Origin of the sequence: Halobaculum sp. XH14, from assembly GCF_032116555.1 — an archaeon.
Taxonomy (GTDB): domain Archaea; phylum Halobacteriota; class Halobacteria; order Halobacteriales; family Haloferacaceae; genus Halorarum; species Halorarum halobium.
Genome location: NZ_CP134949.1, coordinates 1,619,208 through 1,637,958 on the forward strand (window position 1 = coordinate 1,619,208; position 18,751 = coordinate 1,637,958).

An 18,751-nucleotide genomic window follows, 5' to 3' on the forward strand; every position below is an offset into this window, starting at 1 on the left:
GTTAAGTGCCCGCCCTCCGGACGGCCCGTATGGACATGCAGGACGCCGCGCCCGTCGCCGGCATCGGCGGCTGTCTCGCCACGCTGCTCGCGCTCGCCGCCCCGTACGTGCTGATCAGCGAGCCCGGGACCGGTCTCACGGTGTACTACGCGAGCGGCCCGCTGGGGGCGGCCGGGATCGGGTTCCTCGCGGCGCTGCTGGTCGTCGTGTTCCTCTCGGGCAAACAGGGACGGACGGCCCCGGACACGGTCGCCGGCATCGCGGTCGTCGCGTCGTTCGGGCTGTTCGTGTTGACGCTCCTCTGGGCGCTCTCGGTCGACCCCACGAACGTCCTCTCGTTCCCGGCGAGCGCACGGTGGATGACCGGCCACCGGTGGATACTGCTCGCCTGTAGCGCGCTCGTCCCCGTTGCCGGCGCGGCGTACGTGTGGGCCGTGCTGCGCTGAGTTCGCGCCGTCAATCGGTCATCGTGTGCCGGCCAACGCGTTCCGGCCATCGCTCCGGATGGAACGCGAGCGTCAGTCCACGGTCGGTTCCCGGAGCGCGGCCGAGTCGAGCGCCGACGCCAGCCGTGAGCCGACCGGGACCAGTTCGGCGAAGCCGTCGGTTCGGACGTCGACGTCCCCGTTGACGGTGACGAACCCGAGCCCGCCGTTCGCTGCGTCGTCCAGGTTCGTCAGGAACGCGACCTTCCTGTCCGCGGGAATCGCCGCGACCGTCCCCGACTCCTCGACCGAGCCGTACAGCCTGCGGAACTCGTGGACGTGTTCGACACATCGCGGGGTGGGCGCGAACAGCAGCAGAACGCGGACGCCCGGCCCGGTGCGCCGCACGGATCGCCGGAGTTCGTGCTCGTCGTCCTTGTAGAAGTAGCGCTCCATCCGACGGTACTGGCGGAGGACTTCGTTCGCGCCGGTCACGTGTCCCAGCGCGGCGTCGCCCTTGAGTTCGATGAGGTACTCGACGGGATCGGGTGTTCGGACGCGGACGTACACGTCGACCGAGCCCCGGTTGCCGTAGTGGTCGTACGGCTCCTCCAGCCGGATCGTCGCGTCCTCGAACGCCGCCCGGAAGTGTTCGACCACCCGGGTCGCCAGCGTGTCCTCCCGCATCGATCGACCGATGGAACGCCGTCGACGCCCAAAGCCTTCGCGGTTCCCCGAGGGGGGACGCCGAGGCGTCTGGTGAAACCGGCCGGCGGGAGCGGGCCGGGACCGCAAGGCCCATAAGTGGGTCCGAACTATCCCGAGGTGGACTAGGTCGGGCAGTTAGGCCCTGCTCGTCACCCGTGAGAGAGTCTTCAGCGGGGACCGAACGCCGGCGGCGTCCGGGGTGCCCGTCGCGGGCCCCGGAAGCCGACGTCGAAGCCTCGTCCGCCGGGGACAGCGGTCCGCCGGGCCGCACCCGCAGGGGTGCGCGCCCGCGGTTCGTCGGCGGCACCGGGTCAGGCGCGGAAGCGAGCAGCCCACCGCCGAACGCCCGTCGCTCGTCGGGTCGCGGGGTCGAGGAGGCACCCGGGATTCCCCGTGGCGGAATCCCCGGGCAATGCCGGTCGTCCACCATTCATACCGGAGTCCCGTCCCGACCAGCGGGTGGTCCGCGGGACGCTTCCGAAGTTTCGAGTACCCGTCGCTCCAGTCACAACGTATGAGCGAAGCCGACGCGAACGGCGTCACGGCGACGTACGAGGAGACGGACGCCGAGCGCGTGCTGGCGTTCGAGCGCGACGGCCGGACGGCCGTCGTCGCACAGAACGTCGAGGGGTACGCGATGTTGAAGGTCCGAACCGGCGTCGCGAGCGACGAACTGGAGCGATACTACGGGTTCGACATGGCCCTGGACCACGCTGCGGAACTGCTCGGCGTCCCGGTCGGTTCGCTCCCCGTTCCGGAGGACGCCGCCGACATGGGAATGTAGCACTGGTCGGTTGGCGGGCCCGTCGGCTCCGCAACCGTGCTCACGACCGCCAGATCCGGACTGGACACCGTGCTGTTCGACCGCCAGCGCGTCTCGGAGATCATCAACGGCGACCTCCGAGCGTGGCCGCGAGCGATCCACCGGACCACGGGGAACACGACCGCGACGGGACGGCCGGCGATCACGAACCGCTGCCAGGGTTCGAGGCGGTCGTCTCCGAGGCGGGCGCGGCGTACAACGTCCTGGAGACGGAATCGCTCTCCGAGATCAGTGCCTGTCTCCGGAACTGATCGGCGGTCGGTGATCGAGGTTCGAGTCGTTCCCCGGGCGAAGGCCGGGAGGGGCCCCGTGGTTTCACCGACGCGGACGACCGGCGGCCGCGTGGAACGTTCTCCGAACGGTCGATACGCGCTCGAGGCTATGGTACACCCTGACAGTAGGGTTATGTGGGTGTCGACCGTCCTTGGTTCATGTCTACTCCGCACGAGGACGTCCGCTTTCTGGCGGACTCGGAGAACTGATCCACCGCGCTCGAAGCCCTCGCGGCAGGTCCCCGCACGAGGTCGGAACTACGGAGCACAACCGGAGCCTCGAAAGCCACGATCAGTCGCCTGCTCGGCGATTTCGAGGAACGGGGCTGGGTGGGGAGGGACGGGAACCGATACGCGTCGACCCCGCTCGGGGAGTACGTCTCGGGAGCCTTCCTTGAGCTTCACGACCGGATGAGGACTGCGGGCGATCTGCGGGCGCTGCTCCCGTGGTTTCCGCTCGGCGAACTGGACGTCCGGTTCGATCTCGAGATCCTGACCGGGGCGCGGATCACCGCGGCGACCCCCGAGGACCCGATGGCGCCGATGGCCCGCGTGCTGGAGATCGAGCGCGAGTCGGCCACGACGAGCACGCTCGCGGATCGGCTCCCCGAGCCGTGCATCAAGGCGAGACACGAGGCAGTGGTCGACGGCACGCAGACGTGCGAGCTGGTGACCACGCCGGCGGTGATCGAATCCGTGGTGGCGTCATCGTATGCCGAGCCGTTCGAGGAGATCGTCGCCGCCGACCGCTCCACGGTGTTCGTCTCCGACGGTGACGTCGAGCCCGGGGGCGTGTACGACGGGACGGGCTATCTGATCGTCGCCGACGATCGGGACGTCAACGTCGGCGTGATCGAATCCGACGGTTCCGAGTTCCTCGACCACCTCACGGAGACGTTCGCGGAGCACCGGGACGGTGCGACCAGACTCACCGCGTCGGCCCTCGAGAGCGATCGGGAATCCATTCGAACGGAATCCTAGCGGTAATCCTGACAGGACGGCGGATCCGTGACCGGGTCGCGAGCTCCCGGGACGTCCGTCGAACCCGACTGTCCGGGACGGCCTCACTCTCGGGCCGTCCTCTCCGCGGAGAACACTCGACGCCGAGTGGAGCGCGTGCTACTGGGTGGAGCGTGTGCTGCAGAGCGGATTCGTGTTGCAGGGTGAGTTCGCGTTGCACGGCGTGAAACGGTTCCAGCGGATGGCTATACCCGGCTCGCCACCGAAGTCGCTCGTCGGGTACCGAACCCGGCCGACCGACGGCACCACCGAGACAGATCATGGCACTCGACCGAGAACGATTGAACCGACACGTACAGACGGCCCTGAGTGACTTCGGAGCGACGGCGCACGCGCCGCTGGTCGTCATCGGCGACGAGCTCGGGCTGTACGGGATGCTCGCCGACGCGGGGCCGCTCACGTCGGCCGGACTGGCCGAGGAGACCGACACCGCCGAACGGTACGTCCGCGAGTGGCTGCGCTCGCAGGCGGCCGGCGGGTACGTCACCTACGATCCCGAGACCGACCGCTACAGCCTCACCCCCGAACAGACCGCGTTGCTGGCCGACGAGACCAGCCCGGCGTTCATGGTGGATAACTTTCGGGTCGCCCTGTCGGCCGCGACCATCGAACCACGGCTGGCGGAAGCGTTCCGCACGGGCGAGGGCGTGGGCTGGCACGAACACGACGAGGACCTCTTTCACGCCATCGAGCACTCCTGGCGACCGCAGTACGCGGCGAACCTCGTCGACGAGTGGATCCCCGCGCTCGACGGCGTGGAGGCGACGCTCGAAACCGGGGGGCGCGTCGCTGACGTGGGGTGTGGCCACGGCGCGTCGACGATCCTGATGGCCGAGGCGTACCCCGAGTCGACGTTCGTCGGCGTCGACACCCACGAACCGTCGATAGCGGCGGCCCGGCGGCGAGCCGAGGAAGCCGGCGTCGCCGACCGCGTGCGCTTCGAGGCGGCGGCGGCCAAGTCGTACGACGGTGCACGGTACGACTTCGTGGCCACGTTCGACGCCTTCCACGACATGGGCGACCCCGTGGATGTGGCGGCGCACGTCCGCGACACGCTCGCTGACGACGGCACGTGGATGATCGTCGAACTCTTCGCGAACGATCGCGTCGAGGACAACCTCAATCCGATGGGTCGGGCGGCCTACTCCATCTCGACGCTGATCTGCACGCCGTGCGCGCTCGACCAGGAAGCCGAGCACGTGCTGGGGGCACAGGCCGGCGAGGCCGGCATCGGCGAGGCCGTCACTGACGGCGGCTTCGCCCGGTTCCGCCGGGCGGCGGAGACGCCCATGAAGCTCGTGTTCGAAGCAAAACCGTAGATGACGACGAGCGGCGACCGGGTATCCTCGCGGGGAGACGGGGTGGGAGTTCCCCACGAAGTCCCATCACCGCTCGCAGGTCCTGAGGCGGAACTCAGGAGGGACGTCGCTCCCGCGTGAAAACGCCGCCCGGAACACGACCGGACGAGTTTCGACGGCGGGGGAGTTCCCTTCCTCCGGAACCGTGCTTCAGTGACCACTCACCGTCTCGGAGCGAGAACGAGTTCCGCACACCGTCCCGGATGCCCCAGCCACGGGAGGTGCCCGGCATCGAGCGTCTCGAGGCGGCTGTTCGGAATCCGGCCGACGACGGAGCGCACCGCGTCGGGCCCCCCAAGCAAATCGTTCTCACCCCAGATCGCGAGGGTGGGAGATCGGACGTCGGCTAACTCGTCTTCCCGGAGCCGGGTCGAGGGACGCCATCCGCGAAGCCGCACGACTGAGCGTAACTCGCTGATTTCGACGTGGTCAGACCGCGGATTCCGGGCCTGGGCCACGAACAACTGCACGAGCGACGGATAGTTCCGGATCGTCCCCCCTTCACCGAACGTTTCGAGATTTTCGACGACGTCGGCCTCGCTCGCGTCTCCGAGCCCGGCTACCACTCGGTTCAACAGGGGCATCGAAAACAACCTGAGCGGAAGCGGGGGGCGGGTTCCCGGGAGCGTGGGGGCGCTTCCGAGCAGCGTGAGGTGACGGACCCGCTCGGGTCGGGCTAACGCGAACACCAGGCTCCAGTACCCGCCTGCGGAACTGCCGACGAGATTGACCCGTTCTATCTCGAGTTCGTCGAGGATCTCTTCGAGAACGGTCACTGCGGTTTCTCGCGTGGTTCTGGGAGCGTACGTGAAGTCGCCGCTGAGGCCGTACCCCGGACGGTCGATGGCGATCGTCCATGCGCCGTCGAGGTTGGCGATCAACGGGGAAAACAGTGCCCCGAACGCTCCAGTTCCGTGGACGCAGAAAACGGGGACGTCGTCGCTCTCCTCCCTGCCGGATTCGAGCACGTGAGTTCTGACTCCTGGTCGGTCGAGGTCGACGTATCGTGACTCCGCCTCGATGCCCGCTTCCTCGAACACTCGATCCTGTGCCGCCCTGAAGTCCGTCATGCGGTAGCACTCCTCGTACCTGGGAGGGCGGGAAAGCGTAAATAGCGGACGGTAGCACCCGGCTTTTCGAGCCGTGTCTGATGGAGCCGAAGGCCGCGTTCGTCAGCGACGTGCAACCCCGGCAACCCACCGGAGTCGCCGTTCCAGCCCTTCGCCGTCGCCACCTCCCGGACGAGGCGGCGAACCGCCGGCACACTTCACGCGAGTCAGTTGCTCGACGGTTCTGGAGATGACGTCTCCGAGACGTTCACAGACGTCACTACCAGCAGGATCGAAATGTGCGCCCGGAACACTAACGTCCGACCTCATCCCTGGCGGCGTGCCGAGTCGGCCGGGAAACCCTCGTGCCGGGCGGTGTCGTCGGATGCGGCCGACGATGGGCCGGGCCGCTGACGCGACCGGTGTCGCGCGCCCGGGTTCTCCGCGCTGTCATCGCACCCTGCCGGGTGAACTCGGGCGGGGACTAGAGGCGCGCACTCCGCGATAGGCGTTCCGAGCACAAGGGGCTACCGACTCACGCCCCCCTCCGGGCGGCCGCTATCGAAGGAAGTCCGAGAGCCGGCCGGTGATGCCGCCGTCCTCACCGAGCCGCAGGTAGTAGGCCGAGCCGCCGTCCTCGTAGTAGTCGTCGATGCGGCGGACGACCTCGAAGCCGACGTGTCGGTAGAAGCCGAGCGCGTCCTCGTTCGTCGTCCGGGCGTGACAGGTGACGCTGCCGTTCGCCTCGGCGACGTCCGCGATCAGGCGCCGGGCGTAGCCGCTCCCGCGGCGTTCCGGCGCGACGGCGAGAAAGAGCACGTAGCCGTCGCGCCGGACCGAGGCGAACGCGACGAGCGTCTCGTCGTCCTCGTGGAACGGAGTCTCCTCGTAGAGCAGGTACGTCGTCGAGCGCCGGTACGCGTCGGTGAAGAAACCGCGACGCTGCTTGAGGACGCCCTCGTTCGCACGGATGCGCTCTTTCAGGGCCCAGGCGTCCCCCGCGTGGGTGGCGTCTCCGGGCCTGTCAACGCGCTTCTCGACGTTGACGCTCACTACCACACGGTTGTCGTGAGGGGGATATAACTCCACCGTCGGTAGCGATCGACGCGGTCCCGGACCCGGGTCACCCAGGCAGAACCGTTTTGGACCCCCTTCTCCACGTTGCACGTGATGGAACGGGACTGGTCGCCCCGGACGGTGGGGACCTCGCTTCGGAATACGGTCCGGGGAGCGTTCGTCACGGGGGTCGCGGTCGTCGTGCCGCTGCTCATCACGGCCATCGTCCTCGCGGTCGCGGGACAGTACGTCTACACCTACCTCGATCTCGTCTCCGACGGCGTTCTCGGGCTCAGCCAGGAGACCCAGTTCACGATCCCCGTCGGCAACTTCGGGTTCCTGACGGTGGACCGGGCGAGCGTCATCGAGCTCACGACGCCGGTCGTGCTCCTCTCGCTCATCTTCCTCGTCGGCCTGTTCGTGAACTCGACGCGCTTTGGGGGCGTCGCCATCGGCTACTTCGACGCTGCCATCGCGGCCATCCCCGCGGTCGGCTCCGTCTACGAGTCGTTCCGACAGATGTCGGACGTGATGCTGGAGGAGGACACCCAGAACTTCCGGGACGTGAAGCTCGTCGAGTTCCCGCACGAGGGAGCCTACACGCTCGGGTTTCTCACGACCGAAACGCCGGACGCGTTGCGAGAGCCAGCGGGTCACCCCGAGATGCAGACACTGTTCCTCCCGCTCGCGCCGAATCCGGTCATGGGCGGACACCTCGTCCACATGCCCACCGAGAAGGTGATGGACGTGGACATGACCGTCGAGGAGGGCATCCGCGCGGTCGTCACCAGCGGCGTGGCGGTGTCGGAGGGCTCCGCGACGTCGAGCGGGCTCTCGGAGTCGGAGCTGCGGGAGCTCTCCAGCGTCGAACACGCGGACCAGCAGTTCGACCCGGACGTCGACTCCCACGACGTGCGTCGGGACGACGACGTGGACGTGAGCCGCGACGACGAGTGGGACCGGCAGGTGTCGCCCGAGCAGTCGACGACCCCGACCGACATCGCCAGACGAACCCGCGCACAGCGGGACGATCCGGAGGACGACCTCGAGGAACTCGACGACGAGGAGCAGCCGTTCTCGCTGTACGGCAGGGAGGAGACGACGGTGACGCCGGCGCGTGAAGCCGGCCGATACGACCCGGAAACCGAAAACGAGGACGAACGGCCGGCGGCCGAAGCCGACCGCGAGGCGGAGCTTCGAACCGACGAAGGCTCGCGTCCGGAAACCGCGGCCGACCGGCCGGCCGAACGCCGCGAGCCGGAGCGCCGGGAGCCCGCCGAGATCGGTGACCGCGAACCCGAGAAGCGCGAGCGGACGACCGATCGCCCGGCGGCCGCCGCGGATCGCCCGGAGTCGGACCGGGAGCGGACCGACACGCCGCCGGCCGAGATCACCGACGAAAGCGAACTCGCGTCGAACGGATCGGACGGCGACGACGAGGACGAGGGCGACGGGGACGCCTGATGGATCCGGCGGGAACGTTCACGCTCCGCGAGCACACCGCCGACGTCGCCGTCGAGGCCGACGGGCCGAGCATCGACGCGGCGTTCGGCGCGGTGGCCGACGGGCTCGCGGCGGCGATGGCCGAATCCGTCCCGGAAGTCGGCGACCGCTTCTCGTTCAGCGTTCGCGCCGAGAGCCGCGAGGCGCTTCTGTTCGACTACCTCGACCAGCTCATCTACGAACGCGACGTCCGGAGCGTGCTCCCGGTTGACAACGCCGCTGCGGTATCGACGGACCGGGACGAGTGGGTCGTCGAGGCCAGCGCGCGCGGCGTCCCGTTCGCCGCGGCGGCGGGTGCCAGGGACGTGAAGGCAGTCACGTACTCCGAGATGGAACTCGGGGAGACGGCCGACGGCTGGCGCGCGTACGTCGTCTTCGACGTGTGACTCGCGGACGCGGCGAGCGGAAACGCTCTTCCCTCGCCCGAGCCGATGTCACGTAATGACCGAGACTCGTGAGTTCGACGGGATCCGGCTCGAGAAGGTCCGGGAGCACGTCTGGGAGATCCCGCAGGAGGGCGGGATGAACGCGCCCGCCAGGGTGCTCGCCAGCGAACCGCTCCTCGAACAGATCGGCGACGACGACACGCTCCAGCAGCTGAAGAACGCGACCCACCTCCCCGGGATCACGAAGTACGCCGTCTGCATGCCCGACGGCCACCAGGGGTACGGCTTTCCGGTCGGGGGCGTCGGCGCGACCGACACGGCCGACGGCTGCATCTCGCCGGGCGCGGTCGGCTACGACATCAACTGCGGGGTCAGGATGGTCCGGACCGATCTCACCTACGACGACGTCGCCGGTCGGGAGGAGGAACTGGTCGACTCGCTGTTCGCCAACATCCCCTCCGGGCTCGGCGGCGGCGGCGTCGTGGAGGAGGGGATCGACACCGTCCACGCGGTGCTCGAACGCGGGATGGACTGGGCGCTCGACGAGGGGTACGCAACCGAGGACGACCTCGCACACTGTGAGGACGAGGGCCATCGGCCCGACGCCCGTCCCGAGTTCGTCTCCCAGAAGGCGAAGGATCGCGGAAAGAACCAGCTCGGGAGTCTCGGGTCGGGGAACCACTTCCTCGAGGTCCAGCGCGTGACCGACGTGTTCGACGCCGCGGTGGCGGAGTCGTTCGGGCTCCGCGAGGACCGGATCGTCGTCCTGATCCACTGCGGCTCACGCGGGCTCGGCCACCAGGTCTGTTCGGACTACCTCCGGAAGATCGAGCGGGAACACGGCGACCTGCTGGATCGACTGCCCGACAAGGAGCTCGCGGCGGCTCCGGCGGGCTCGCGGCTCGCCGAGGAGTACTACGGCGCGATGTGTGCGGCGATCAACTTCGCCTGGGTGAACCGACAGCTCATCACCCACCGGACGCGCCGGGTGTTCGAGCGCGTCTTCGGTGCGGACCACGGTGACCTCGGGATGGAACTCCTCTACGACGTGGCACACAACATCGCCAAACGGGAGGTCCACGACGTCGAGGTCGACGCCGACGGCACCGCCGTCAGCGGCGACACGGCCGACGTCGTCGGAACCGAGGAGCGCGAACTGTACGTCCACCGGAAGGGGGCCACGCGCGCGTTCCCGGCCGGCCGCGAGGAGGTCCCACCGGCCTACCGCGACGTGGGCCAACCGGTCATCATCCCCGGCAGCATGGGTTCGGGCAGCTACGTCCTCGTCGGCGGTGAGCGGTCGCTCGCGGAGACGTTCGGGTCGACCGCCCACGGTGCCGGGCGCGTGATGTCACGGACTCAGGCGAAACAGGAGTTCTGGGGGGAGACGGTCCAGGAGGAGTTGCGCGAGGGGAACGCCATCTACGTGAAGGCCCAGTCGGGCGCGACCGTCGCGGAGGAGGCACCCGGCGTGTACAAGGACGTGGACGAGGTGGTCCGCGTGAGCGACGACCTCGGCATCGGGGACAAGGTGGTCCGGACCTATCCGGTCTGCAACATCAAGGGCTGACAGGCGGCACCGGTTCGATCATCGACGATCGACCGAAAGGGCTCCCGGCGGTCGACCTCGATGGCGTCCGAGGGTCGTGGTCCCGCGCAATCGCGTGCGACCCCCGGCGACGGCAATGTCACGGGGGGGTCTGGTCCCGGCTTCCGGTTTGAACCCTCGGGTCAGTAGAACCCGCCCTTCGGCCCGTCTGGTCCGCCCGGACCTCCGGGGCCACGTGAGTCGTCTCGCTCCGCGAGTTCGACGTACTTGCTCTGGCGCCTCGGGTCGAGTTCCTCCCCGTCGACGAATCGGACGAACGAGAGGTAGAACGACTCGCCGCACCCGCTCTCGTCCGCCTTCAGCGTCCCGTCCCGGCCACAGGTGAACCGGACGCCGTCGGCGTCCTCGAACGCCCCGTCGGGCGCGGCGTACTCCCACCCCTCGAACGGAAACGGCGTCACGGCCTTGTCGTCGAGATACCCCTCCCGTTCGAGTTCGACGAGCGCCTCGCAGTGGGGGCAGTAGTACGTCACCGGGAAGCCCATGGTCACCGGGGAAGCGGCCGACCCACTTCGCCCTGTCGGCGCGCGTCGAACGCGGTTTTCAAGCCCCCGGCGACCCAGCGTACGGCCATGACACCCGAGGAGACCGTCCGGGCCTACTACGACGCCGTCCGGGACGGGGACCCGCTCGCACGGTTCTTCGTCGAGTCCCCGGACGTCGTGAAGTTCGGCGTCGGGGAACGGCTGACCGGCTACGCCGAGATAGCACGCGGGCTCCGCGAACAGACCCGGACGACCGAGGACTGGACGCTCGAGAGCGACGCGCTCCGCGTCGTGGACCGCGGCGAACACGCGGCGTTCTCGGACGACGTGCGGATGGCCTGGTTCGACGCCGAATCGTTCGCCGAGCACGACTACCGGACGCGCTGGAGCGGCACGCTCACGCGGGTCGACGGGGAGTCGACCTGGAAGTTCCTCGGGATGCACGTCTCGGCGGAGGTCGACCGCTGATGGTCGGCCCGTCCATGACGGAGGAGGACCGGCGACTGGCCAGCAGGCGATTGAAGGGCGGATTCGTGCTCCTCGTCGGCGCGTCCGCGGCGCTCGTCTCGCTCCAGGCCGACGCGTCGCTCGTCCAGACCGCCGTCGCCGTCGTCGTCGCGCTGGTCGTCGGCGTCGCGTTGCTCTGGTTCGTCCTGCGACTGCTTCGGGAGCTTCAACCGCCGGAACGGCGGCCGCCGCCACGGTAACGCACCCGGTCCGTTCTCACTCACGGTCAGTACGGGTCGATTCTCGCTCCCGGTCCGTGCGGATCGAGACGGGCGAGCGCGGCGACCGTCGGTCGGTCCGGTCAGGCGACGCGTGAAAGCCAGCGCTGCGGATGGTTCAACTCCGCTTCCGTCGGAAGGTTGTCGGGGTCCTCCCAGACGAGCGTCGCGGTGGCGAGGTCGCGCTCGTCCGCGACCGCCTCGAAGAAGGCGGCGCCGCGCTCGTACTGCTCCCGCTTCATCTCGAACCCGAGCACGCGCTTGAGCAGGCGGGTCAGCGGGTCGCCGCCCCCGCGGCGCTCGTCGAGTTTCTCGCGCAGGTCCGCGTACTCCTCGTCGAACGCGCGGTCCATCAGGAGTTCGGCGTACCCCTCGACGGCGGTCATCGCGGTGTTGAGCTCCGAGAACGCGTCGCGGTCGAGGCTGCCGGCGGCGAGCGCCTCGACGCCCTCCTCCATCCGCGCTTCGAGGTACGAGGAGAGCCACGGGGCCGCGGCGAACTCCGCGGCATGGGCGACCTCGTGGAACGCGATCCAGCGGCGGAACCGCGGGTAGCCCACGCCGAGTTCGACCGCCACGCGCTGAATGTTCGGCCGGACGAAGTAGAGGCCGTGGTCGTCCCGGTCGGCCAGCAGCAGCGGGTCGTACTGACCGAGGACGTTCCTGGCGAGAAACGCGAGCGTCACCGCCATCGTGCCGGAGTTCACCGAGCGGGCGACGCCCGGGAACAGGCCGCCGGCCTGGTCCTCCAGCGGGCGAAGGACGCGCTCGAACGTGGCGACGTTGGCGTCGATCCAGTGGTGTCTGCTCTGGACCTCGACGCTGTCCGGAAGCGCGAACTCGACGCCGCTCGCCGCCCTGAGGCCGTCCCTTGCCGCACGGACGTCCGCGGCGATCGCCTCCTGCTCGGCGGGCTCCATCCTGATGTCGCCCGGCTCCACGCCCCCCTTCGCCGCCTCCGCGACGCTCGCCCAGTCGATGACGCCGCCGGGAGCATCCGCCGCGTCCGCGATCGCCCGGATGCTCCGCGTGATGTCCATACCGTCAGTCGGCGGCGACGGCGGATAGGCCTTGTCCCGCGCGGTCCCGCGATCGGTTCGGGGGGTTTAATACCGAAACGTCGCCCCGTATGCCGTATGGAACGAGTCGACGTCGCCATCGTCGGCGGGGGACCGGCGGGCTCGGCCGCGGCCCACGCGGCCGCCGAGGGCGGAGCTTCGGCCCTCGTGCTCGAAAAGGGGGTGCCGCGTGCGGACCGCGAGGGGCCCGGCCCGGACTCCACCGACGCGGCGGGCATCCTCGACTACTGGGTCGACATCATGGGCATCCACCCGGACGAGTTCCCGGACGGCGTCTTCCAGCAGGAACTCGACCGGGCGGAGTTCATCGGCCCGAACGAGGCCTGTACGCTGCGGGCGACCGGCATCGAGTCCACTTACGACGGCTTCGGGTTCACGATGCACCGCGCACGCTTCGACGACTTCATGCGCGACCGCGCGGAGGAGGCCGGCGCCGAGTACCGCGTGCAGGCGTCGGTGAAGGACGTCGAAACGGATCGGAACGGCGAGCCGAGACACGTCCTCTCGCTCGGGTCCGGGGAGGAGGTGGGCGCGGACTTTCTCGTCCTCGCGGACGGCCCGCAGCGGACGGTGACGAACCGGGTGCTTGACCGGTTCCTGCCGGCCGACCAGTCCGCCTCGGAGCGGCTCGCATCGACCGAGAACAACCACATCGCCTATCAGGAGTACCGGAAGTTCCCCGAGGAGGTGTACGAGGAGGTCTCGGGCGCGATCAAGTTCTGGTGGGGCGTGATGCCCGGCCACACCGCCTACCCCTGGATCTTCCCGAACGCCGAGCGCGTGTGCCGGGTCGGGCTGACGATGCCGATCGGGATGGACCTCGACGCCGTCGAGGACCGCGAGGAGTACGCGCTCATCCGCCCCGAGGACGAGCGGATCCCGTCGGGCTCCGAGTACGTCCGGCGGCTCCTCGAACGGGAGTACGGCGACGAGTACGACGTCGAGACCGACTTCCCGCTGATCGAGGACGCGGGCAAGTCGAAGGGGACCGAGACGTACCCGATCTCCTCGACGAACCCCATCGAGTCGCCCGTCGAGGCCGGCGTCGCGGTCACCGGCGGCGCGATGGGCGCGACCTCCGCGTTCCACGAGGGCGGCGACCACGTCGCCGTCAGGACCGGCACGATCGCCGGGGAACTCGCCGCGAACGGCGATCTCTCCGCCTACAACGACCGCTGGCACGACGCCATCGGCGAGGAGGTCCTGCGGAACGTGACGATGGCGAAGCTGTGTCGGGACTACGGGCCGAGCGACTGGGACGGCGCGTTCAGGACGGGCAGGAAGATGCTCGCCGGATCGAGCGGCTACGAGATGTTCGAACAGCGATTCTCCGCCGGCTGGGGCGCGATGAAGCTGCTCCTCGCGTACAAGTGGCACAAGCGCGGGTTCAGGAACCGACGATACGTGCAGTTGCGCGCCGACGAGTACGTGTACTGACCGTCCCGGAGCGCGACGTTTCGACGGTCCGAACGAGTCCGGAGGTTCAGACGACCCTGTTCTCTAACTCCGCCTCGCCGGCGGCCAGTCGCTCGACGTTGCCGGCCAGGATGTCCGCCACGCGCTCGAAGTACTGCGGCGTGTGGCCGGCGTTGTGCGGCGTGATGTGGACGTCCTCGAACCCCCAGAGCGGATGGTCCTCGGGGAGCGGTTCGGGGTCCGTGACGTCGAGGAACGCGCCCGCGAGGAGGTTCCGCCGGATCGCCGAGACGAGGTCGTCGGTGTCGACGACGGGACCCCGCGCGATGTTCACGAGCCGCGCGTTGGGCGGCAACGTCTTGATCGCGTCCGCGTCGACCAGCCCCTCGGTTTCGTCGGTGAGCGGGCAGGCGAGCACGAGGTAGTCGGTCCGCGCGAGGGCGTCGTGGAACTCGTCGAAGCCAAACACCTCGTCGGTCGGTCCGCCTTTCTCCGGCGAGTAGCGGACGCCGAGCGTCTCCACGCCGAACGGGTCGAGCCGCTCGACGAGCGCCCGCCCGATGGCACCCAGCCCGACGACGGTGACCGTCGAGCCGTAGAGCTCCCGGGAAGGGTAGGCTCGCCACTCGCGCCGGTCCTGCTGGCGCGTCGCCCGGCGGAAGTCCCGTGCCATCGTGACCAGCGCGCCGATCACGTACTCGGAGATGTTCGGCCCGTGGACGCCCGAAGCGTTCGTCACGGCCACCCCCGCCTCGCGGAACGCGTCGAGGTCGAGGTGCCCCGTTCCGGCGTAGACGCCGGCGAACAGGCGGAGCGACTCGGCGGACTCGAGTAGCGACGCCGTCGTGAAGCCCTGCCCCGTCACGACGTCCGCGTCGACGACGGCCTCGCGCTCCTCCACCGGCGTTTCGGCGAGGACGACCTCGTGTCCGGGGAGTCGCTCCCGAAGCGTCTCGGCGTACTCGCTCGCGGCGTGGCCGTGGATCTTCTGCCGCGTGACCAGGATTCGCATGCGCGAGGCCACGACGCGGGGTCACTTAGTCGCGCCGGGGGCGGCGCGAACCGCCGCAAGTGGGCGGATCGGCGGGCAGAGCTGCCCGAACGGGCGGCGCTATCGGACCGTGTTGACCAGCGTCCCGACGCCCTCGTAGGTGATCTCGACGGTGTCGCCCGGCTCCACGAGCCCGGGGTTCGCGGGGCTGCCGAACGCGACCGCGTCTCCCGGGCGGAGCCGGAACCGCCCCGAGAGGAACGAGACGACCTCGTACGGGTCGAACAGCATCAGTTCCGTGTTCGCCTCCTGTCGTCGCTCGCCGGCGACGTCCGTGTGCACGTCGATGCCGGTCGGGTCGACGTCGGTCTCCAGCCACGGGCCGAGCGGTCCCGAGCCGGTGAACGCTTTCCTGGCCGTGCGGCCCCCCTGATCGAGCGCATCCACGTCGTTCATGATCGTGTAGCCGCGCACGTACTCGGGGACCTCTTCGGGCGAAACCGACTCGCACGGCTCGTCGATGACGGCGACGAGTTCTCCCGCGTAGGTGAGTTCGTCGGTCCAGTCGGGGTACGGAATCGGGTCGCGGTGGCCCAGCAGCGAGTGTGGCGGCTTGATGAAGAAGTCCGGCTCCTCGGGCCGCTCGTAGTCCATCTGTTCCAGCGTCGCCGCGAAGTTGCGGCCGACACAGAACAGGGCGTCCGGGTCACACGGCGCGAGGAGGTCCGCTTGGGACACCTGGTAGTCCGCGTCGTCGGTCAGGAGTCGGCCCTCGCGGTACTCCCCCTCCCTGACGCCGTCCTCGGTCCGGGCGCGTGCGAGTCGCATACGCTGCGGTCACGACCCGCCGTGAAAGTAGTTCCCGGTCCGGCCGAACGAACGCGCTGCCCGTTCGGTCGGCGCCCCCTCTCACGGGTTCCCGAACTCGCGCATCAGATCGACCAACTCCCGTGCGGAGGCGATCCGCTCCCGTCGAACCGCCTCTTCGTACGTGGGTTCGGACAGCGACTCGATGGCGTTGATCGCCCGGTCGAGCGCGTGGACCTCCTCGACGATCGTGACGCCCGCCTCGTACTCGATCGTCCCCGTCCGGATTCGCTTGATCAGCGCCATCCGGCGACGACGGAGATACGAGAGGATCTCTTCGATACGAGCGGCCTCGTCCTCCGCGACGTCGTCCCGATCCGCCATCGACACGTACCACTCGCGGAGCGGGACCGTCTCGCCGTCGATCTCGATGCGTTCCGGCATTCGCTCCCCCAGCGTCGAGGTCCCCCGATACACCTTCTCCAGCAGTTCGTCCCGCTCACGTTCGGTCAGCGTTCCGTCGGGAAGTGATTCGTCGGACATCGTCTCGGTACCGTGTCGACGGACGTTCCCTCCCCGGACGACGTATCGCCCGGGGGACGGAACCCGTCCACCGTGTGACAGAGTTGCCGCCGGCCGACACGTAAGCGTTCGGAGCAATTCGATACTCAAAGGACGCTGACACAAGCGTTACCGCATCCGGTGCACTGTGTCGGCCAATGACCGAGCCCCCGACCGAAGACGATGCGTTCTTCGACACCGTCAGCAACACCACTCGACGGGAAATCCTTCGAGGCCTGGCCGGCGCGTCCGGCGACGATCCGACGGATCCGTGGGTAGGGTACGCCGAACTCCGGGAGGCAGTCGGAATCCGGGACACGGGGAACTTCAACTACCACCTCGATCGGCTCGGTTCGCTGATCGAGAAGGGTGATCCGGGCTATCGGGTCACGCGAACCGGCATGGAAGCGATCGCGACCGTCGCGACCGGCGATCTCGATCCCGACTACGCGTGGGGTCCCGTCGAGGCGCCGGGCAGCTGTCACGTGTGCGGTGATCCGGTACGGCTCGTCTACGGGAGCGGCGTCCTCCGACTCACGTGCGGGGCAGAGGATCACGAGCGCCGATTCTCCATCTCGCCGGCACTGCTGGAGACGCACCCCGACGGGAGACTCGTCGAACACGTCGCGTTCGCGGTCAACCGGTTGGGTGCCCTGTTGCGACACGGAATCTGCTCGGAGTGTCAGGGCTACGTCGACGGGACGGTTGAACCACACCCACGGCACGTGGACCGGTACCACTACCATGGCCGGTGTGAGCGGTGCGAGTTTCGCCACGGCCAGTGGATCGGGGGGTACCTGATCAGCCACCCTGACGTCGTCTCCTTCTACCGGGACCACGACGTCGACGTCCGGTCGGTACCCCACTGGACGCTGGAGTTCTGTGATCCGGGTAGCGAAACCGTCGTCTCGACGGACCCGCTTCGGCTCCGAGTCGAGATCACGCACGAAGACACGACGTTCGACGTGACGGTCGACGGCGATGGATCCGTCACCCGAACGAATCCGCGCGCGCACTGAGAACCCACGGGACCGTCCCCGTCCGCCCGCGGGTGCTCCCCGGGGAGGACTCGTCGGGGACCACGGTGGCTCGGCAAGGAAGTTCGAGGCGGCCGCCTCGGGGGCGGTCGACCGTGGATACTGTCTCAGTTCCCCACGTCCATCGCCCGTTGGACGACGTCGGGGCCGTACATCTCCTCGAGTTCCGCGTGCTGGTCGGGTCGGTGCTCGTAGACGTCCTGGAACAGCGTGATCGGCGTCTGGGCCGCCTGGTAGGTCGCCTCGTCCCACATCCGATCCGTGCTGAACGCCACCTCGACGCCGTCGAGGACGAGCGTCGTGGACTGGGTCATGGCGATCGCGCCCCTGCCCGCCTCCTTTGCGGCCTCGAACTCCTCCATCGAGTCGACGATGTCGTCCATGCTCGGCACGTACGAGATGCGGTCGAGCAGTTCCTCGTGCAGGCCGTCGGCGTCCAGTTCGTGCTCGTCGCCGTCGACACCCAGGACGTACCCGTCGTCGGTCTCCGCCAGCGAGAGGTCCTCGCCGTCGTAGACGGCCCGGTCGCCCTCGGCGGGGAGGTCGACCTCGTCGTCCCCGACCGAGAGCAGCCAGCTTCCGGTTGTCGGCGGGAGCGGGTCGGTGTTCGCCACTTCGACCTGTGTGGGCGTCAGCGACCAGATGCCGGTCATCCCCTTGGCCCGATTGTCCCGCATCCGGTCGCGATAGCCCTCGACGTCGCGGATGTCGTCGTACGGGCCGTCCACGGCGATCAGGCCGGCGGCGCTGGCACCGCGGGAGGTGTTGTGCCGGAGTTCGGGCCAGGGCGGCAGTTCGCCGGTCGGCGTCATCGCCCGCATGTCCTTGGTGTAGTCGACCTCGCCGTCGACGAGCATGAACAGCCGTTCGAGATTGTTCGAGGGCTTGCCCATCTCCTCGCGGAGGTCGGCCATGGCGAGTTCGGCCTCGCCGCTCTCGACGATCACGGACATCGAGAGGCTCCCCTCCTCCAGTCCGTGCTCGGTCTCGACGATGGTGAGGAACTCGTCGGCCTTCTTCCAGTCGTCGACGTCACCCACTTCCGGAATGACGAACCCGTCGACGTGCTCGACCGCGCCGTTGTCGGGGTCGGCGATCTCCATGATCTGCTGGAACCCCGAGTGACGCGTGGTGGGGCTGTCGCGGTGCCAGACGACGCGGGGGTGGATCTCGCCGGGGAACTCGGCACCGTGCTCGGCGACGACCTCGACGATGTTCTCGACGCCCTCCTCACGCATGGCGGGCGCGGTCGCGTCCTCGTTGTCGGGGACCCAGACGTCGGGGGCCTGGAGCCCGCGGAGTCCGGCCGCGCTGCGGATCATCTTGGCGGAGTCGTCCTCCCCCTTCACCGCGGTCGGAGACGTGAAGAACGTTCGAACGAACTCGCGTTCGTACTGCCGTTGTGTACTCATGTCGGTCGTTTCGACCGTGGCTCGGAATC

21 protein-coding genes, 1 other RNA gene and 1 pseudogene are annotated in these 18,751 nt (G+C 68.8%); 14 read left to right on the plus strand and 9 right to left on the minus strand.

The genetic code is table 11. The features are described 5' to 3' along the window. Window positions 1–29: 29 nt before the first annotated feature. Window positions 30–446: a DUF7548 family protein gene (locus RJT50_RS08265; RefSeq protein ID WP_313695814.1), complete on the plus strand. Its 417-nt coding sequence runs from the start codon at window positions 30–32 to the stop codon at window positions 444–446. Window positions 447–518: 72 nt separating this feature from the next. Here the strand turns inward: RJT50_RS08265 and RJT50_RS08270 are convergent, their stop codons facing one another. Further along, the gene (locus RJT50_RS08270) at window positions 519–1,112 is read right to left on the minus strand and encodes a hypothetical protein (protein ID WP_313695816.1); all 594 of its coding nucleotides are present in this window, start codon (window positions 1,110–1,112) and stop codon (window positions 519–521) included. 136 nt (window positions 1,113–1,248) lie between these two features. On the opposite strand from RJT50_RS08270, the gene ffs reads away from it, so the two are divergent. The 6 genes and pseudogenes from ffs to RJT50_RS08295 all read left to right on the plus strand — a co-directional run bounded on the left by ffs (window position 1,249) and on the right by RJT50_RS08295 (window position 4,567). Beyond that, window positions 1,249–1,562: signal recognition particle sRNA (ffs, locus tag RJT50_RS08275), an RNA gene on the plus strand. 85 nt (window positions 1,563–1,647) lie between these two features. Further along, a complete protein-coding gene (locus RJT50_RS08280; protein ID WP_313695818.1) occupies window positions 1,648–1,917 on the plus strand; it encodes a DUF7111 family protein in 270 nt (89 codons plus the stop codon). Window positions 1,918–2,039: 122 nt separating this feature from the next. Continuing rightward, window positions 2,040–2,207, plus strand: coding sequence for a hypothetical protein (locus tag RJT50_RS08285; RefSeq protein ID WP_313695819.1), 168 nt, complete (start codon window positions 2,040–2,042; stop codon window positions 2,205–2,207). 249 nt (window positions 2,208–2,456) lie between these two features. Next, window positions 2,457–2,639, plus strand: a pseudogene (locus RJT50_RS18750) (helix-turn-helix domain-containing protein); the annotation flags it as partial. Beyond that, entirely contained in the window at window positions 2,640–3,209 is a 570-nt protein-coding gene (locus RJT50_RS08290; protein ID WP_484494640.1) for a transcriptional regulator FilR1 domain-containing protein, read from the plus strand. Window positions 3,210–3,508: 299 nt separating this feature from the next. Continuing rightward, window positions 3,509–4,567 carry a class I SAM-dependent methyltransferase gene (locus RJT50_RS08295; protein WP_313695820.1) on the plus strand — a complete coding sequence of 353 codons (1,059 nt, stop codon included), beginning with the start codon at window positions 3,509–3,511 and terminating at the stop codon, window positions 4,565–4,567. A gap of 200 nt (window positions 4,568–4,767) precedes the next feature. Here the strand turns inward: RJT50_RS08295 and RJT50_RS08300 are convergent, their stop codons facing one another. After that, complete coding sequence (locus tag RJT50_RS08300) at window positions 4,768–5,676, minus strand: alpha/beta fold hydrolase (protein ID WP_313695822.1); 909 nt, start codon at window positions 5,674–5,676, stop codon at window positions 4,768–4,770. A gap of 537 nt (window positions 5,677–6,213) precedes the next feature. Next, window positions 6,214–6,708, minus strand: coding sequence for a GNAT family N-acetyltransferase (locus tag RJT50_RS08305; protein WP_313695823.1), 495 nt, complete (start codon window positions 6,706–6,708; stop codon window positions 6,214–6,216). A gap of 117 nt (window positions 6,709–6,825) precedes the next feature. Between RJT50_RS08305 and RJT50_RS08310 the strand changes: the two genes are divergently transcribed. From RJT50_RS08310 to RJT50_RS08320, 3 genes are read left to right on the plus strand one after another with little or no spacing between them, the layout of a single operon-like run. Continuing rightward, window positions 6,826–8,175 carry a DUF502 domain-containing protein gene (locus tag RJT50_RS08310; protein WP_313695825.1) on the plus strand — a complete coding sequence of 450 codons (1,350 nt, stop codon included), beginning with the start codon at window positions 6,826–6,828 and terminating at the stop codon, window positions 8,173–8,175. Next, the gene (locus RJT50_RS08315) at window positions 8,175–8,600 is read left to right on the plus strand and encodes an archease (RefSeq protein WP_313695826.1); all 426 of its coding nucleotides are present in this window, start codon (window positions 8,175–8,177) and stop codon (window positions 8,598–8,600) included. The genes RJT50_RS08310 and RJT50_RS08315 overlap by 1 nt, the downstream gene beginning before the upstream one ends. Window positions 8,601–8,655: 55 nt before the next feature. After that, window positions 8,656–10,170 carry an RtcB family protein gene (locus tag RJT50_RS08320; protein ID WP_313695827.1) on the plus strand — a complete coding sequence of 505 codons (1,515 nt, stop codon included), beginning with the start codon at window positions 8,656–8,658 and terminating at the stop codon, window positions 10,168–10,170. Window positions 10,171–10,331: 161 nt separating this feature from the next. Here RJT50_RS08320 and RJT50_RS08325 read toward each other — a convergent pair whose 3' ends face one another. Beyond that, entirely contained in the window at window positions 10,332–10,694 is a 363-nt protein-coding gene (locus RJT50_RS08325; RefSeq protein WP_313695828.1) for a DUF7969 family protein, read from the minus strand. 87 nt (window positions 10,695–10,781) lie between these two features. Here RJT50_RS08325 and RJT50_RS08330 point away from each other — a divergent pair, with 87 nt between their 5' ends. Both RJT50_RS08330 and RJT50_RS08335 read left to right on the plus strand, forming a co-directional pair. After that, window positions 10,782–11,162: a nuclear transport factor 2 family protein gene (locus RJT50_RS08330; RefSeq protein ID WP_313695830.1), complete on the plus strand. Its 381-nt coding sequence runs from the start codon at window positions 10,782–10,784 to the stop codon at window positions 11,160–11,162. Next, a complete protein-coding gene (locus RJT50_RS08335; protein ID WP_313695831.1) occupies window positions 11,162–11,401 on the plus strand; it encodes a hypothetical protein in 240 nt (79 codons plus the stop codon). The genes RJT50_RS08330 and RJT50_RS08335 overlap by 1 nt, the downstream gene beginning before the upstream one ends. Before the next feature lie 101 nt (window positions 11,402–11,502). On the opposite strand, the gene RJT50_RS08340 is transcribed toward RJT50_RS08335, so the two are convergent. Continuing rightward, window positions 11,503–12,459 carry a zinc-dependent metalloprotease gene (locus tag RJT50_RS08340; RefSeq protein WP_313695833.1) on the minus strand — a complete coding sequence of 319 codons (957 nt, stop codon included), beginning with the start codon at window positions 12,457–12,459 and terminating at the stop codon, window positions 11,503–11,505. A 96-nt stretch (window positions 12,460–12,555) separates the two neighbouring features. On the opposite strand from RJT50_RS08340, the gene RJT50_RS08345 reads away from it, so the two are divergent. Beyond that, window positions 12,556–13,935 (plus strand): NAD(P)/FAD-dependent oxidoreductase, encoded by a 1,380-nt coding sequence (locus RJT50_RS08345; protein WP_313695834.1) that lies wholly within the window; start codon window positions 12,556–12,558, stop codon window positions 13,933–13,935. Window positions 13,936–13,981: 46 nt separating this feature from the next. On the opposite strand, the gene RJT50_RS08350 is transcribed toward RJT50_RS08345, so the two are convergent. The 3 genes from RJT50_RS08350 to RJT50_RS08360 form a co-directional block, all read right to left on the minus strand. Further along, window positions 13,982–14,926 (minus strand): D-2-hydroxyacid dehydrogenase, encoded by a 945-nt coding sequence (locus tag RJT50_RS08350; protein WP_313695836.1) that lies wholly within the window; start codon window positions 14,924–14,926, stop codon window positions 13,982–13,984. A gap of 99 nt (window positions 14,927–15,025) precedes the next feature. Further along, a complete protein-coding gene (locus RJT50_RS08355; RefSeq protein WP_313695838.1) occupies window positions 15,026–15,733 on the minus strand; it encodes a fumarylacetoacetate hydrolase family protein in 708 nt (235 codons plus the stop codon). 81 nt (window positions 15,734–15,814) lie between these two features. Further along, window positions 15,815–16,255, minus strand: coding sequence for a DUF5788 family protein (locus tag RJT50_RS08360; RefSeq protein WP_313695840.1), 441 nt, complete (start codon window positions 16,253–16,255; stop codon window positions 15,815–15,817). A 176-nt stretch (window positions 16,256–16,431) separates the two neighbouring features. Between RJT50_RS08360 and RJT50_RS08365 the strand changes: the two genes are divergently transcribed. Continuing rightward, a complete protein-coding gene (locus RJT50_RS08365) occupies window positions 16,432–17,292 on the plus strand; it encodes a DUF7351 domain-containing protein (protein WP_313695841.1) in 861 nt (286 codons plus the stop codon). Between the two features lie 125 nt (window positions 17,293–17,417). Here RJT50_RS08365 and aceB read toward each other — a convergent pair whose 3' ends face one another. Next, window positions 17,418–18,722: a malate synthase AceB gene (gene aceB, locus RJT50_RS08370; RefSeq protein WP_313695842.1), complete on the minus strand. Its 1,305-nt coding sequence runs from the start codon at window positions 18,720–18,722 to the stop codon at window positions 17,418–17,420. Window positions 18,723–18,751: the final 29 nt, after the last annotated feature.